General features: G+C 61.6%; 8 protein-coding genes. 1 reads left to right on the top strand and 7 read right to left on the bottom strand.

All coding sequences use genetic code 11. From position 1 onward, the window contains the following. The 7 genes from CHB97_RS12215 to CHB97_RS12185 all read right to left on the bottom strand — a co-directional run bounded on the left by CHB97_RS12215 (window position 1) and on the right by CHB97_RS12185 (window position 10,767). A complete protein-coding gene (locus tag CHB97_RS12215) occupies window positions 1-966 on the bottom strand; it encodes an alpha/beta hydrolase (RefSeq protein ID WP_089288255.1) in 966 nt (321 codons plus the stop codon). 174 nt (window positions 967-1,140) lie between these two features. Then, window positions 1,141-2,409, bottom strand: coding sequence for a rhamnogalacturonan acetylesterase (locus CHB97_RS12210; RefSeq protein ID WP_200819911.1), 1,269 nt, complete (start codon window positions 2,407-2,409; stop codon window positions 1,141-1,143). Then, the gene (locus tag CHB97_RS12205) at window positions 2,406-3,317 is read right to left on the bottom strand and encodes an amidohydrolase (protein ID WP_089288254.1); all 912 of its coding nucleotides are present in this window, start codon (window positions 3,315-3,317) and stop codon (window positions 2,406-2,408) included. The genes CHB97_RS12210 and CHB97_RS12205 overlap by 4 nt, the downstream gene beginning before the upstream one ends. A gap of 180 nt (window positions 3,318-3,497) precedes the next feature. Beyond that, window positions 3,498-4,982, bottom strand: coding sequence for an MFS transporter (locus tag CHB97_RS12200; protein ID WP_089288253.1), 1,485 nt, complete (start codon window positions 4,980-4,982; stop codon window positions 3,498-3,500). A gap of 287 nt (window positions 4,983-5,269) precedes the next feature. Beyond that, window positions 5,270-6,376, bottom strand: coding sequence for a glycoside hydrolase family 105 protein (locus CHB97_RS12195; RefSeq protein ID WP_089288252.1), 1,107 nt, complete (start codon window positions 6,374-6,376; stop codon window positions 5,270-5,272). Between the two features lie 222 nt (window positions 6,377-6,598). Beyond that, window positions 6,599-10,432, bottom strand: a complete 3,834-nt coding sequence (locus CHB97_RS12190; RefSeq protein ID WP_089288251.1) for a beta-galactosidase — start codon at window positions 10,430-10,432, stop codon at window positions 6,599-6,601. Window positions 10,433-10,446: 14 nt separating this feature from the next. Next, window positions 10,447-10,767, bottom strand: coding sequence for an L-rhamnose mutarotase (locus tag CHB97_RS12185; protein WP_089288250.1), 321 nt, complete (start codon window positions 10,765-10,767; stop codon window positions 10,447-10,449). Window positions 10,768-11,843: 1,076 nt separating this feature from the next. On the opposite strand from CHB97_RS12185, the gene CHB97_RS12180 reads away from it, so the two are divergent. After that, window positions 11,844-14,807 carry a TonB-dependent receptor gene (locus tag CHB97_RS12180; protein ID WP_143270854.1) on the top strand — a complete coding sequence of 988 codons (2,964 nt, stop codon included), beginning with the start codon at window positions 11,844-11,846 and terminating at the stop codon, window positions 14,805-14,807. The last annotated feature ends 59 nt before the right edge of the window (window positions 14,808-14,866 follow it).

Genomic DNA, 14,866 nt, shown 5'->3' with positions numbered 1-14,866 from the left:
TCACACAAACCCATGGCTGCGCCCCCATTCGATGAACAGCGCCGGCCAGGCGGCCACGGGGGCGGCCTTGGGGCTGCGCAGGCCAAAGCCGTGGCCGCCGGCTTCAAACAGATGCATCGCTACCTTGGCCCCCGCCTTGCGCAGGGCGGCATAGATCAGCAGGGAGTTTTCCACCGGCACCACCGCATCATCGGCCGCCGCCGTGATGAAGCTGGGCGGCGCGTTGGCCGGCACGCCCTGATCGGCGGAGAATTCAGCGACCCGGTCCGCCGCCGGGTTTTCCCCCAGCATCTGTTTGGCTGAACCGGCATGGGCGATACCGGGGACCATGGAAATGACCGGATAGCCCAGGGCTGCGATATCCGGGCGGGCCGAGACCTGATCAGCCGCATCCACTGGTTTGTACGTCACCTTGTCAAACCGGGTGGCCGCCATGGCGGCCAGATGCCCACCGGCGGAAAAACCCATCACCCCGATGCGGGCCGGATCGATCCCCCAGCCCTTGGCCCCGGCCCGGATCAGGCGGATGGCGCGTTGCGCATCCTGCAAGGGCGCATCCGGCCCGGCTGCCCAGCCATCGGCCGGCAGACGGTACAGCAGAACGAACACTGTCACCCCTTCACCGGCCAGCCATTGGGCAATGTCGTACCCTTCCTTGCCCACCACCACGCGCTGATAGCCACCGCCAGGAATGATCAGCATGGCGGCCCCATTGGGCTTGGCCGGGCGGAACAGGGTGAGGTTGGGCTGGGTGACATTCAGGATCGCCACATCGCGGAAACGCGGATCATCCGACCGCGCCACCTCTGACTGTTTCACCGTTACCTTGTCGCCGCCGGGCGGCTTGTCACCGGGCCAGAGCGACAGGGTTTCGCCCTTCACATCGGCGGCGTGGCTGGTGCCGGGCAGGCCGGCCGCCAGCAGGGCGGTGGCAGCAGCGGTGGTGAACAGGGTGCGGCGTTGCATGGTGGTTATCCTGTTTTGCTTCTAATCCAGCGAGTATGGCCGTAGCCGCCCCACCAACTTGCCTCCCCCGCGAAAGCGGGGGTCCAGGGGCCAAAGGCACTGAAGCATTGGTCCTTATGATCCCTGGTTCCCCGCTTTCGCGGGGAAGGCAGGAAAGAGCCAACGCCGAGGCTCTCAATTCCCCCGCGGCGTCACATCCGACCGCATCGGGCTCTCTGCGATCCGCACGGCATCGGGCAAGGGCGGATGGGCGGGGTCGAAACGGCCCACATCCGCCCTGATATGATCCTTCAGCGGCAGGGCGGACGCCCGTATCCCCTCCACCACACAGCGGGCCAGCAGCCAGGCGCCGTAATTATTATGGTGGGTGGCATCCTCGCCATCGGCGGCGAAGGCGCGGGGGGCCACTTCCGGCCCCAACGCCTCGTACAAAACCTTGCTCATGGCGGTCAGGTCGATCAGCGTTACCTGTTCTTCCGCCGCCACCCGGCGCACCGCGTCGGGATAATCGCCATGGCTGTTGGTGATCTGGCCCTTGGCATCGAAGGTCCGGCGATGCATGGAGGTGACCAGCACCGGTGTCGCCCCGCGCAGCCGTGCCTCCGCAATGAAGACGCGCAGATAGGCGGGATATGTTGTGGCCGGGTCGGCATAGGTCTGCGGCCAGCCCTGTTTGCTGTCATTATGGCCGAACTGGATGAACAGATAATCGCCCGGCTTCATCCGGCTCAACAGCTTGTCCAGCCGCAGCCCGGTGATGAAACTTTTCAGCGTCTCCCCGGATTCAGCATGGTTGGCGACCGCCACATCCGGCGTCAGGAACGCCGTCAGCATCTGGCCCCAACTGGCGCCGGGTTCCGCCGGCTGGTCGGTGACGGTGCTGTCACCGGCCAGATAGAGGGTCGGCACATCCGCCCGTTCAATGGAAAGGGCCGCCAGTTTGGGGGCGCTGCCGTCAAATTCCAGGGTCAACTTGTCATCCCAATGGAACTTGCCCTGCTCCCGGTCATTGATGCGCACCGCATGGCCGCCGGGGGCATTGGGCGGCGGGGGCGGCAGGGCGGTGTCCCGCACATTGACGATGAAGCGGCGCGTCTCAAACCGGCCCTTCGCCGTCGCCACATCGGCCAGCATCAGCCGCCGGCTTTCCACCTTCACCGTTGTGTCACCCGCCGCCCCGGCATCGCCCAGCGTGACCGTGACACGGTAATTGCCTTCCGGCACTTTCACGGAGAACAGGAAGGGCTTGTCCGCTGCCGGCCGATAGGCGGGTTCAAACCCAAAGCCCTTGGACGGGTCATAAAGATCGCCAGCCGACACCGCCACCGCCTCGGCCGGGGCCTGGGCGGCGGGGCTGAAGCGGAAATCCCAGCGCTCCCGCGCCTGTGCCGGCAGGGTGGAGAGCAGGCCGATGCCGATCATGGCCAGCAGCCGCCCCCTCATAGGCCGGCGATCCCCAGACGGTAGAGACGATTGGCATTGCCGGCGAACATGGCCCGGCGTTCCGCCTCGGTAAAGTCTGCCGTGATGGCATCATAGGCGGCGTAATGCGTGCCGAAGCTGCCATAAAGCCTGTCGACGGGGAAATTGCTGGCGAACATGGCCCGGTCGGTCCCGAACGCCTCAATGGCCTGCAGCACGAAGGGGCGCAGGCTGTCGAGGGTCCATTGCCGGTCGATCATGGCCAGACCGGAGATTTTGATCGACACATTGGGCTGGGCCGCCAGCAGGGCCAGCCCGCGCCGCCACAGGGCCAGGCCTTCATCGTCACGGTCGGTCGGCATCCCGGCATGGTTCAGCATCACCGGAATATCCGGGTGCCGGGCGGCCAGTTGGGCCGCCAGTTCCATCTGGCTGGGATAGATCTGCAGGTCGAAGGACAGGCCATATTTGGCCAGCAGCGCATAACCGGCCTGCCAATCCGCATCGCCGATCACATCGCGGGCGGAATAGGTTCTGGCCGGATCGCTGTGGAAATTGATGATGTGGCGGATGCCGCGCACGGCGCCGTGTTCCGCATGGGCGGCCAGCAGCTTTTCCACCTGCGGGTCATTCAGCGCGGCAAAGGCCACCAGCCCCATGGGCAACCGCCCCTCATCCGCCACGCCCTGCAGCCATTGGGTTTCCGCCAGCGAATGGGCGGTGCTGGCACCGGCCTCCACATGCACCACACCGCGCACATCGAACCCGCTGGTGTCGGCCAGATAATCGCTCAAGCCATAGGGCTTGGCGATGGGGGCCACGTCACCGGCCGCATTGGGCGGCAGCGGATCATCCATCAGCCAGGAATAATGCTGACGGGTGAAATCCCACAGATGCATGTGGGGGTCGATGATCGGCAGGCTGGTCATGGCAGGCTCTCCCTAATGCGTGGTTTTTTTGGCAGCGTGTACTTGATGCAATCTATCGCTCTTTCCTGCTTCCCCCGCGAAAGCGGGGGGCCAGGGGCCGCAGGCTCCAACGTCGGGCTTGTGGCCCCTGGTTCCCCGCTTTCGCGGGGAAGGCAGAGGGAGGGGAGATGAGAGCGGCGGTTACCGCCGCCCCCGTCCCCACAGCGTCTCGTAACGCCAGCCGGTCAGATCTTCCAGGATGGCCTTGCGGTCCGGCGTCGTCTCCATCCGGCCTTGCTTGAAGCGGGCGATCTCCTCCATCAGGATGGCGTGGCGGGGCCCATCCAGCTTGAAGCGCAGAGAGACCAGGAAGCCGCCGCACAGCACCACGATGGTGCCGATGCCCATCACCAGCAGGATGGTGTTGATGGCCGCGTCGCTCTGCACTTCCGCCTTGGGCAGGAAGCCGCCAGCCTCCAGGATCAGGCCCACGCCCATCACGGCGGCGGCCTGGGTGGCCTTGCGGATGAAGGTCATCACCCCGGCGAAGATGCCCTCGCGGCGCTTGCCGGTCACCACCTCATCCACATCGGCCATGTAGTTATAGGTGTTCCAGGGAATGTAATTCAGCCCGCCCCGGCCCATGCCCGACAGGGCCACCGGCACGAACAGCCACAGCGCCAGATTCTCCGGCTTCACCGCATCCAGCAGCAGGAAACCCACCACGCCCAGAATATAGAAGCATACCGCCACCCGGTAAGACGGAGCGGGGTGGAAGCGCAGGCAAAGCTGGATGAACAAGGCCACCGCGAAAAGCTGCACGATATACATGCTGCCCAGCATGGAGGAGGCCACGGCGACCGAGCTGCCCATGGCGAAAACGATGAAATAGGTGAAGACGGCGTTGAACACGTCCTGGCTGATATAGCCACCCAGATACATGCCCAGATGCAGCCGGAAGGCGCGGATTTTCAAGGTGGAGAACAGGTTGGCATAGAGCGTCTTGAAACTGTCGCCCAGGCTCTGCACCGGTTCACCCGCCTTCAACTGCTCCACCTCAGCCACGGAGCGTTCAAAGGTGAAGGCCCAGGTGAAGGACAGCACGATGGCAAAGGTCACGGCGAAGATGACGCCCATGATGAAGAAAGTGTCGGCGCTGTCCTTGCCGCCGACCCAGCCGATAATGGCCGCCGGCAGGAAGCCGGCGGCAATGGCGGAGCTTTGCGCACACAGAATGCGGATGCCGGCCAGCTTGGCCTTGATCTTGTAATCCTTGGTCATTTCGGCGGCCAAGGTTTCATAGGGGATCAGGACGACGGCATAGATCGTCTCAAACAACACATAGGTTGCCAGATAATACCAGAAGCTCTGTCCCCCCACCCACATCAGGGCGAAGCTGGGCACCAGCGGAATACAGATCAGCAGGAAGAAGCGGCGACGGCCAAACCGACGGCCGAGCGCCGTGCGATAAAAGTTATCGGACAGATGCCCGACCAGGGGGCTGACAATGGCATCCAGCAGGCGGGCGATGGCGAAGATGGCCGCCGCCTGCGTGGCCGACAGCCCGCAGAAGGTTGTATAGAAATACAGGATCCAGCCGCTGATCACGGCCATCGACCCCGCGCCCAGGATGTCATTGGCACCATAGGCGAGGTAGTTGATCGGTTTGACAGGCCGTGCGGTCATGGGCGTTTCCTGGGGTTTTTATGGATTTGGGCCGGTGCTGCTGCGCCGTGGCGTCTGTTCTGTCGGGCTTCTCTTGAGTGTGCCGACCTTCATAAGCACCTCCATTGCCTTCCCCGCGAAAGCGGGGAACCAGGGGCCGCAGGCACCAACCGTCGGGCTTTTGGCCCCTGGACCCCCGCTTTCGCGGGGGAGGCAGGGAGGAGGCAAATGGCTAACTTAGCGCCTTAGAGCCTTCGCCGGGATGACGGCGGGGATGGGGCATTTTCAGCCCCATCCCCACCCCCCGATCAGATAAACCGACGCATCAGCTCCGTCAGGCACAGGATGGCCAGGGACTGGCCATAGGGCATGGAGGTCAGCTTGACGTCGCGGTAATACTGCAGATCGGAACCCAGGGCGGTGCCGAAGGACACGTCCTGCAATTCCCCATCGGGCGCGATCTTCGCCAGCACGGCCTTCACCGCCTTGATGGCCATCGGCTCATATTCAGCGGAGATATAGCGCTTGCGCACCGCCTTCATGATGCCATAGGCGAAGCCGGCAGCGGCCGAGCTTTCCAGGTAAGACGACGGATCGTCGATCAGCGTGTGCCAGCGGCCCTCGTCGGACTGGTACTTGGCCAGCGCCTTGACCTGATTTTCCAGAGTGTCGATCAGGAAGCTGCGCAGCGGGTCGCCCTTCTTCAGGTCCAGCAGCTCAATGAATTCCGGGATGGCGATGGTCACCCAGCAATTGCCGCGCGCCCAGAGCGCGTTGGCGAAATTGTGCCGACCGTCGAAGGTCCAGCCATGGAACCACAGGCCGGTCTTGGTGTCGAACAGATACTTGATATGGATGAGGAACTGGCGCTTGGCCTCTTCCACATATTCCGGGCGGCCCAGCAGCAGGCCGATCTTGGCCAGCGGCAGCACGCTCATCATCAGCGTATCGTCCCACAGCTGCTGCGGGTTTTCGCTGTTGAAGACGATATGCTGGAAGCCGCCTTCCTCCGTCTTCGGCAGCCCGTCCATCACCCATTCGGCCCAGGTGTCCAGATAGGGGATGTAGGACTGATCGCCGGTCTTCTCATAGAGATAAGCCAGGGTCAGGAACGGGCTGACGGTGTTGATATTCTTGGTCGGCGTGCCGGCGGCGAACCGGTCACGGAACCAGTCCAGCATGATCTGGAAGGCACGGGCATTGTTGGTCTGCTCGTAATATTTCCACATGCCATAGAGGCCGATGCCGTGGGTCCATTCCCAATCGTTCCAGCCCTTGGTGTCGATAACGCGGCCATCATCCAGACGCAGCAGGAATTCCCCGGTCTGGTCCTTGATATCGACCAGATTGCTGATCAGCAGATCGATGGTCTTGGTGACATCCGCCGCCTGGATGCCATGGGCGAGGTTGGGCATGGGTCTCTATCCTTGAAGAGAGGCTTGGGTGCTGTTGTTTGGGTTGGGAAGGCCCGGGGGCCTTTTGGGGGTTCGGAAACTGTAAATACGCTTTTAGCTATCTCTCACTGCCTCCCCCGCGAAAGCGGGGGTCCAGGGGCCGCAGGCACTAACCGTAGGGCTCTATGGCCCCTGGTTCCCCGCTTTCGCGGGGAAGGCAGCAAGGGGGCAGTTGCGCAATCCTCACCGCATCACCTCCTTGAAGGCGGGGGACTTCACCATTTCCACCTTCAGCGGGCTGCGCGCGGTGCGCATATTCACCAGACGGACGGCTTCCAGCGCGTCGCCCGGCTGGCCATCGCTGGTCACGGCCAGTGCCAGCGTGTTCTTGCCGTTCGGGTTCAAAATCCCGCTTGGGATCACAAAGGTGCGCTGCGGGCCGACATTGGCGATGAACTGACCCATGTTCCAGCCATTGACGAAGATCAGCGCCCGGTAATTGCCGGCAGAGCGCACCGTCGCGGTATCTCCGATCGACAGGCCCAGCGACACATCATGTCCCTTGGGCGCGTCCAGCGTGAACTCTGTCCGGTACCAGCTTGTACCGGCGGGCGTATTCGCAGCGGGAACGCTCACCTTCTGCCAGGACCGGTCATCGAAACCGGGCAGGTACCAGCCGGCGCGTTCGCCATACAGGCCGCCATTATTCATCGGCCCGCGCACCGTGTCCTGGATATCCTCGCCCCCCAGATTGCCCTGGATTTTCCAGGTAATGGGCAGCAGGAAGCTCTTGGCGGTCGGGTTGGTCAGGGAGGCGGCGATCAGGCCGCGCGCTTCCTTGTGCTGATCGTCCGCTTCCAGATCCCAATGGTGGGAATTGTTGCGCACCATGACGGACAGCACCCGTTCCCCCGGCCCGCGCAGGGCTTCGGGGATATCGAAGCTGGCCACCCCCTGGCCCGGCGGGCGGGCAAGGCCGGTGGGCAGCACATTCTGCCCCAGATATTGGCCGTCCAGCCAGACCTGCACCATGCCGGCCCCGCCGGCCCCATAATGCAGGTCCAGCTTGGTGACGCTGCCATCGCTGTTGTAGCGGCCGCGATACCAGACATCACCATGATGGAAGCCGTAATCATCCATGTTCAGCAGCGGCTGACCGGGGGGCGGCTTGACGAAGCTGGCGGTACGGCCAGAGCGCACCTGCTGCCAGCTGCTGTCGTCAAAATCCTTCGCCGCTTCCGGGGACCCGGGCTGGAAGCGCCAGTCAGCCTTGGTCAGGTCCGGCAGGCTGATGGCATCCGGCCCCTTCAGGGGGGATTTGGCGATCAGGCTGCCGCCGACACCCTTGTCCATCGACAGGCTGTCGCCATTCCAGCGCACACGGGAAACGCCAGCCGGTGCCCAGACCTCCAGCGCGCTGTCAGCACTGGTATCGCCGGTCAGGTCCAGCGTGCGGCCATCCACCTGGGCCGACCGCACCAGGGAAGGCCCGCGCTGCAACAGCACGCCGCCAGCGGTTTCCTGCCGCCAGAATGTCTGCGCCGTCGGCACATCGGCCAGCAGCAGGGTCATGTCCGGGCGACCACCGCCGGAAATCCGCACCCGCGCCAAGCCATCATGCACATAGTTCAGCCGCAGGTCGCCCTTGGCGGCATCGAAGCTGCTTTCCACCTTGCCTTCCAGCACGGTGACGGTCGGGGCGCTGGCATAGCGCAGCACCGTCTCGCCATCCTCCCCCTTGCGGCCATAGAACAGGGCGACATCGCCCTCGCCCTGGCGCAGATGGGTGAACAGTTCCGACGTGGAATAGACCAGGCGCTGGCGTTCCATGTCATAGCCGGCCAGCCACATCTTGGCATCATAGCCATTGATGCGCAGCGTGCCGGCCTGCGGGATCGCGTATTCACCGTCCGGCAGCTTGGCCTTGAAGGTGAACACATCATCCGTCTGGGCGTTGGGCGGGCTGTGCATGGCCACCAGCAGCCGGGTGCCGGTGCTGGGGTTCACATTATGATAGAGCTTGATCTTGTCGGAGGAGGGCTGCAGGCCGTCTGCCTTTTCCATCTGGGTCAAATCTTTGACCGTATTCAGGAAATGGCCCATCAGCTTCATGGTCTGCGCCTTTTCGCGCAGGCCCCGCGTCTCGTCGATGGCCGAGCCGTAATCGTAGGAGGTAAACACCACCGGGGCCGGCAGCCAGCCCCAACTGGTGCCGCCGAAGGTCATGTAAAAGCTCTGGATCGTCAGGCCATTGGCAATGTTGCTGCCATAGAAGACCCGCTGATAGGCCGATCCCGTCCGCTGCGCCGTGCAGGGATAGGTATCGTTGCTGCCCCAGTAATCGAACCAGCCGCCGCCGAATTCCGCCGCAAAGCCGGGCGTGTTGGGGGAAGCCGAGGCGCCCCCCTTGGCCCCGCCCGGCCCATAGAGGCCCCAATCAGGGGCCACGGTGGGATTGCCGGTGGAACCATCGACATTGCATGAGCCGCCCGGATAGCCATCGAAGGCGTACAGCTCGTTCGGCCCTTCCACCGTGCCCGGCACATTGCTGCCCTTGGGCACCCAATAGCCGTTGCGGCCCTTGTCATTATGGAAGATCGGCACGGTAATGCCGTCAGCCCGCACCTTGTCATAGAGGTGCTGCATGTAGCGCTGGTGCGACGGGCTGGTCACATCCAGCTCATTCTCGATCTGATAGAGAATGACGCTGCCACCATTATTGATCTGGTGCTTGGCAATGATGGCGTTGATCTGGGTCAGCCATTCATCGGCGGCAGCCAGATATTCCGGGTGGTCGGTGCGGGCCTTGGCCTGCTGGTTGACCAGCCAGGAGGGGAAGCCGCCGCGCGTCACCTCCGCATTCATATAGGGGCCGGGCCGGGCGACGACATACAGCCCCGCTTCCTGCGCCATGGTCAGCATCCGGTCCATGTCGCGGATGCCGGTAAAGTCGTACACACCCTGCTTGGGGGAGTGGTAGCCCCAGTCGAAGTAGATGGCGACCGTGTTATAGCCGCTGGCCTTCATCTTCTGGAACACGTCCCGCCACAGGTCCGGGCTGGGCAGGCGGAACGGATGCATCTCCCCACCCCAGGAGAAGATGCGGTTGCCATCGACCTTCAGCGAATACTTGTCGTATGTCACACGCTGCGGGCCGGGGGCGGGGATGGCCTGCTTGGCCGCCTTATCCACACCACCTTCCTTCAGCACGGTGAAATGGCGCACAGTGCCAGACAGGCCGGGCAGTTCTGCCTTGGGCGACCAGCTGTCAAACCCGTTGATGCTGTCGCTGTACCAGTAGCGCTTGTCGATATACTGGTCGAAATAGATGCGCCAGCCGCCATCGGGGCGCTTCACCAGGGCCGGCCCTTCGACATGGCGACCCCAGCCGGCCCAATCGCCGGACTTGATCACCACCCAGGGCCCTTCCAGGCTGGCCGCTGTTGCCAGTTCGATGAACTTCGTCGTCTCGTTCTTGGCGAAAGCGTAGTAACGGCGATCCTGCTTGATGATGAAGGCATCAATATAGTTCGGGCCCAGCCCGCTCAGCAGTTTCGGCGCCGACCATTGGGTCAGGCCGGCATCCTGCGCCGTCAGGAACCAGGGCTTGAACAGCCCGTGTGTGCCGTTGCTGGAAACCGACAGCACCAGATGCACGCTGCCATCATCATCCCGGAACCATTCCGGTGCCCAGGCATTGGTGATGCCAGGCACGGCGATTTTCTGATTGCCCAGGAAGGTCCAGTTGGTCAGGTCGCTGCTGCGGGCAAAGCCGATCTCGTCGCCGGTCCAGTTGGTGGTATAGACGACATAATAATTGCCGTCGCTGTGTCGCATGATGGACGGGTCGCGGATCAATCCCGCCGGCGGCTGATAGGCCAGTTCCTTCACCGGCTTGAAATTCAGGGCGTCATCGGCGCGATAAACATTCATCGCCGCCGCATTGCCATTGCTGAAGCTGGTCAGCGTATAGGTGGGGCTGTCCTTGGCCACCACGGGGGCGGCGGGCAGCAGGAACGGCAGCGTGGCCAGGGCAAACGCCAGGGCCAGCTTCCGGGGGTAGCTGTGCTTCTTCATACCGATCCCACCGCTCAGACGAAGTGGAACATCGGCACCAGCGGCACCTCAACCGGGGAATTGTCCGGGTTCACATCCATGATGTCAGCCATATAGTCCCACCAGCGCCGCATTACCGGCTGCTGCGGCAAGGCCGCGCGCTGTGCCTCGAATCCCGGCTTCAGCTTCAGCACCGCGAACAGGGACAGGCTCTCTTCATCCAGGAAGATGGAATAATCATAAATGCCCGCCTCGCGCAGGGCGTCGGCCAGGTCGGGCCACAGCACATCATGGCGACGCTTATATTCATCGACAAAGCCGGGTTTCAGCTTCATGCGGAAAGCGGTGCTGGACATCGACCCACTCCTTGGCTTTTCGTTATCATCTGCCCGGGTGTGGCCTTGCGGCCAGGGCACCACCCCTGCAGACTGGTTTCCCCCATGCGGTGCTGCCACACCGCGACGATTTCGACGGGATGAACGGAAAGGGCCGACCAGGGATGGAACCGACGGAAAGCCGTCGCTGAACTTCCCCTGACCATCCGCCGCCTCCCCGACGTATCATATCCATCTTCTTAAAGGCCCAACCCTTCTCGTCCGGGGCTGGTCTGGCTAGTAATATAATATGGACAGCAATTGCACAATATGAGATTTTTTCCCAAAAAGCAGGACGATTTTCAGCGTCGGCGCCAGGGAGACGGGGGCATTTTTCCGTTAAAACAACGGGTTATCCCACCATATGAAACTATGTGCCGGGATATGAAAAATTATACTTGCCTTTGGTATGATGATTAGCCAAATTGGGTACAAGAATGAAGAAGATGCTATAGGGAGATGGCAAAGCTCTGGATTTTTTAACTTACCTTGATCCCGTTTGTTCGGAGCATATTGCCACCGGTGTCATGGCACTGGCGATTGTGCCCGTGCTTATGGCGGGCAAGCGCTCCCTGGAATATGAAGAATTTGAACCATGAAGTTCGCCAGATAGGCGCGCTTCATGGTCCTGATATTCAGTGGCAACCTTGCGATTTCTTGCAATATAGTTCCACTGAATGCGTGGGTTACCTCGACGCCGGTCGAAGAGATGGTTTGTTTTGGTGCCCACATCTCGTGCGTTTACTTCTCCCTAGACTCAGAACCCGTTGTAACGCTTCGTCGTTGTGACGGGTTTTCTTTTGCAAATTTGCAACACCAGATTTGATAGCTCTTATTTTTGTATCAAATCCCAAAATATGCCGTTGATTGCCATATAGTGGCAATATACTCTTCACCACAGGCAAGGGGGCCTTGTGCCATCCCGGCCATCAATAAAGCGCAAGTTGGGGAAAGCCCGGCACATCCTGTGCGCGGGAAATCACATGACGAAAAGCATCCGGCCCGGTCGGCAAACGACCCGGTGAAGGATGCCATCTGTGAAGGTGTGGGAGGATCGGATGTCATACCGTAACGGTCGCGCGGCGCGGCCCGGTAAGTTGTTGTCGTGCGCGGCGGTCGGTCTGGCACTGGCCGGCCTGGGGCAATCCGCCCTGGCGCAGCAGGCCGCACAAGTTGCCCAGCAGAATGAAACCGTTGAGCTGGAAGAGATCATCGTCGTCGGCACCCGCGCCAGCCTGCAATCCGCCATTGAGCGTAAGAAGCGCGCCAATACGGTGGTGGACAGCCTGGTGGCGGAAGACGTCGCCTCTTTCCCTGACAAGAATGTCGGCGAAGCCCTGCAGCGCATCACCGGCGTGCAGTTGAGCCGCGCCTTCGGTGAAGGCGAATCCGTCTCCATCCGTGGTGTTGAGCCTGACCTGAACCGCGTTGAAATCAACGGCGTTTCGATTCTGGGCAGTGCGGGTTCCGGCAATCGTGGTGCCGACCTGCGCGACCTCGCCTCCGAACTGATCAAGTCCATCGACGTGTTCAAGGGCTATACGGCCGACATGACGGAGGGGGGTGTCGGCGGCACCGTATCGATCCAGACGCGCCGGCCGCTGGAACTGAAGAAGACGCTGTTTTCCACCACCATCTCCGGCCAGTATCTGGACCTGATGGACAAGGTGACGCCGCGCGGCAATATCACTTATGGTGACAAGTTCCTGGATGACCGGCTGGGCGTGCTGCTTAACGCCACCTATGACAAGGTACAGACGCGCGGCGATTATCTGCGCAACACCGAATGGGTGGCCCTGGCCGATTTCGACAATTCGCCGGACAAGACCCGCACCGTCGCCGGCTATGAAAGCTACGCGACCAAGGCTTCGTGCGGCAGCATCACCAATGCGACCAACCGCACCAACTGTCAGTCGCAGTGGAATGACCTGTCGCCGCGTATTCCGCGCTACAGCCTCTGGCACCGTGATGATGAGCGCATCACCGCCATGGCGACGCTGCAATATCAGGTGACGGATGAGTTGGATGTCTATGTGGACGCCAACTACAATCAGCGCGATCAGTTCCTGACTGACTATAATTATGCCGTCGACCTGACGGCTGCCACCCGGTTTACGACGGCCGGCGCGGTGGTGGATGAAAACCATAACGTCATCGGCCTGACCACGGCCACCGCCCTGCCCACGGCGCCCAACACCACAACCGGTGCCGGCCGCATTTTCAGTTCCCAGATGCGCGGCTTTGATTACGAGTTGAAGTCCCATTATTATACGGGCGGCTTCAACTGGAAGGGTGACCGGCTGACGGCATCCGGCTTCTTCAACACCTCTGAATCCACCATGCGCACCGACAGCAACTCTGTTGCCATCAGCGCCACCATTCCCGGCATCCGGGTCAATATTGGTGAGGATGGGGTTCCGTCTTTCATCTTCCCCAGCGGGTACGATCCCAGCAACCCCGAAACCTATCGCAATGGTGGGGCTGAAATTCAGTACCGGCCTGAGGAGGTTGAGGTCACGGAAAAGAATGCCAAGCTGGATTTCGATTACAGCCTGGATCGCTGGTTCCTGACGACGCTGGAATTTGGTGGTCAGTGGCGTGAAACCGGTTCGCTGCGTTACGCCGGTGGCGGCTATATCACACCGGACAAGGTAACGGTGCCCAGCGCCAATGTCACCAGCACCGTGTCCCTGGATACCACGAATAACGGGCTGAAATGGACCAACGCCCGTCTGGTCGATTTCGTGCGCAGCACCGCACGCATGACGCCGCAGAATTTCTACGAAGGGTACAAGGGGAATATCGGCGGTGCGCCGAATGGCTGGCTTGCCCCGGATATCACCAAGATCGGCGACTGGTTTGACACCTCCGGCTTCAATCATGACCGGGTCCGCACCTCCAACGGCTATGCGCAGATCCCGGCCCATGACCTGGATGAAACCATCTCGGCCGGTTACGCCAAGGGTAACTTTGCCTTCGACCTGTTTAACATTCCGGTGGATGGTAACGTTGGCGTGCGCGTGGTGGAAACCAAGGTCACGGCCAGCGGTGCACTGACCAAGAACCGGCGCTATGTTAATGCCGCTGGTTTGACGGTGACAGAGGTGGTGGGCACAACCCCCATCTCGGTCGATCAGAAATATACCGACACGCTGCCCTCCCTGAATCTCAGCTTTGGTCTGGTGCCGGATGAGGTGATTGCCCGCCTGGGTTATGCCAAGGTGATGGCCCGTCCCAAGCCGACCGACCTGATTGCCTCTTCCAACAGCTCCAGCAGCTCCGCCACGCCGTCCTGCACGATTGATGACACGGGCACCGATGGCGTTGCCGATACCTGCACCTTCGGCAATCCCAACTTGAAGCCCTATCGGGCGGATCAGTATGATGTCAGCCTGGGCTGGTACATCAACAAGGACACGCTGCTGAGCGCTTCTTACTTCTACAAGGATGTGAAGAGCTTCATTCTGGCACGCACGCTGATCCGGAATGTCGATATTTTCCGCGATGGCTCGCTTTATGACGTGAACATGCCGATCAATGGCGCTGGCGCCAAGATCAACGGTGTGGAACTGTCGGCCCAGACCGCCTTCACCTTCCTGCCCTCGCCCTTTGATGGCTTGGGTGTGAATGTGAACTACACCTACTCCACCGCCAAGGATGTTGGCCTGTTCAACTCCCTGACCGGAGAGGAGCTGTCCTTCCCCGGCCTGTCCAAGCACAGCTATAACCTGGTCGCCTATTACGACAAGGACGCCTATAACCTGCGTATCGCTTACAATGGTCGCAGCAAGTGGCTGCAGGCAGCGGCTGAACGCTCTGGCAACCCGGTGTTCCGTGACGGCACGGGCTATCTGGATGCCAAGTTCACCTATCGCCTGCTGGATACGGGCATGTCCTTCTTTGTTGAAGGCAAGAACCTGACCCGTGAATCGGAACGCAGCACGTCTGGCGATGATATCCGCATGACGCAGCTGGAATATTCCGGTCGCCGCTTCTTCCTGGGCGCATCTTACAAGTACTGATCCTGATCTCCCACCGGGCCGGTAAGGGCCCGGTGGGAGAGGCTGGATAGAACAAGGGC

The organism is Azospirillum sp. RU38E (assembly GCF_900188385.1).
Classification (GTDB): Bacteria; Pseudomonadota; Alphaproteobacteria; order Azospirillales; family Azospirillaceae; genus Niveispirillum.
The sequence above is the reverse complement of the archived record's forward strand: the minus strand, read 5'-3'. Positions and strand labels throughout refer to the sequence as shown.

What these genes read in the sequence shown, in the direction of transcription:
- CHB97_RS12205 (WP_089288254.1), bottom strand. Translation starts at nt 3,317, where the DNA reads ATGACCAGCCTGCCGATCATCGACCCCCACATGCATCTGTGGGATTTC.
- CHB97_RS12195 (WP_089288252.1), bottom strand. Translation starts at nt 6,376, where the DNA reads ATGCCCAACCTCGCCCATGGCATCCAGGCGGCGGATGTCACCAAGACC.
- CHB97_RS12215 (WP_089288255.1), bottom strand. Translation starts at nt 966, where the DNA reads ATGCAACGCCGCACCCTGTTCACCACCGCTGCTGCCACCGCCCTGCTG.
- CHB97_RS12200 (WP_089288253.1), bottom strand. Translation starts at nt 4,982, where the DNA reads ATGACCGCACGGCCTGTCAAACCGATCAACTACCTCGCCTATGGTGCC.
- CHB97_RS12190 (WP_089288251.1), bottom strand. Translation starts at nt 10,432, where the DNA reads ATGAAGAAGCACAGCTACCCCCGGAAGCTGGCCCTGGCGTTTGCCCTG.
- CHB97_RS12185 (WP_089288250.1), bottom strand. Translation starts at nt 10,767, where the DNA reads ATGTCCAGCACCGCTTTCCGCATGAAGCTGAAACCCGGCTTTGTCGAT.
- CHB97_RS12180 (WP_143270854.1), top strand. Translation starts at nt 11,844, where the DNA reads ATGTCATACCGTAACGGTCGCGCGGCGCGGCCCGGTAAGTTGTTGTCG.
- CHB97_RS12210 (WP_200819911.1), bottom strand. Translation starts at nt 2,409, where the DNA reads ATGAGGGGGCGGCTGCTGGCCATGATCGGCATCGGCCTGCTCTCCACC.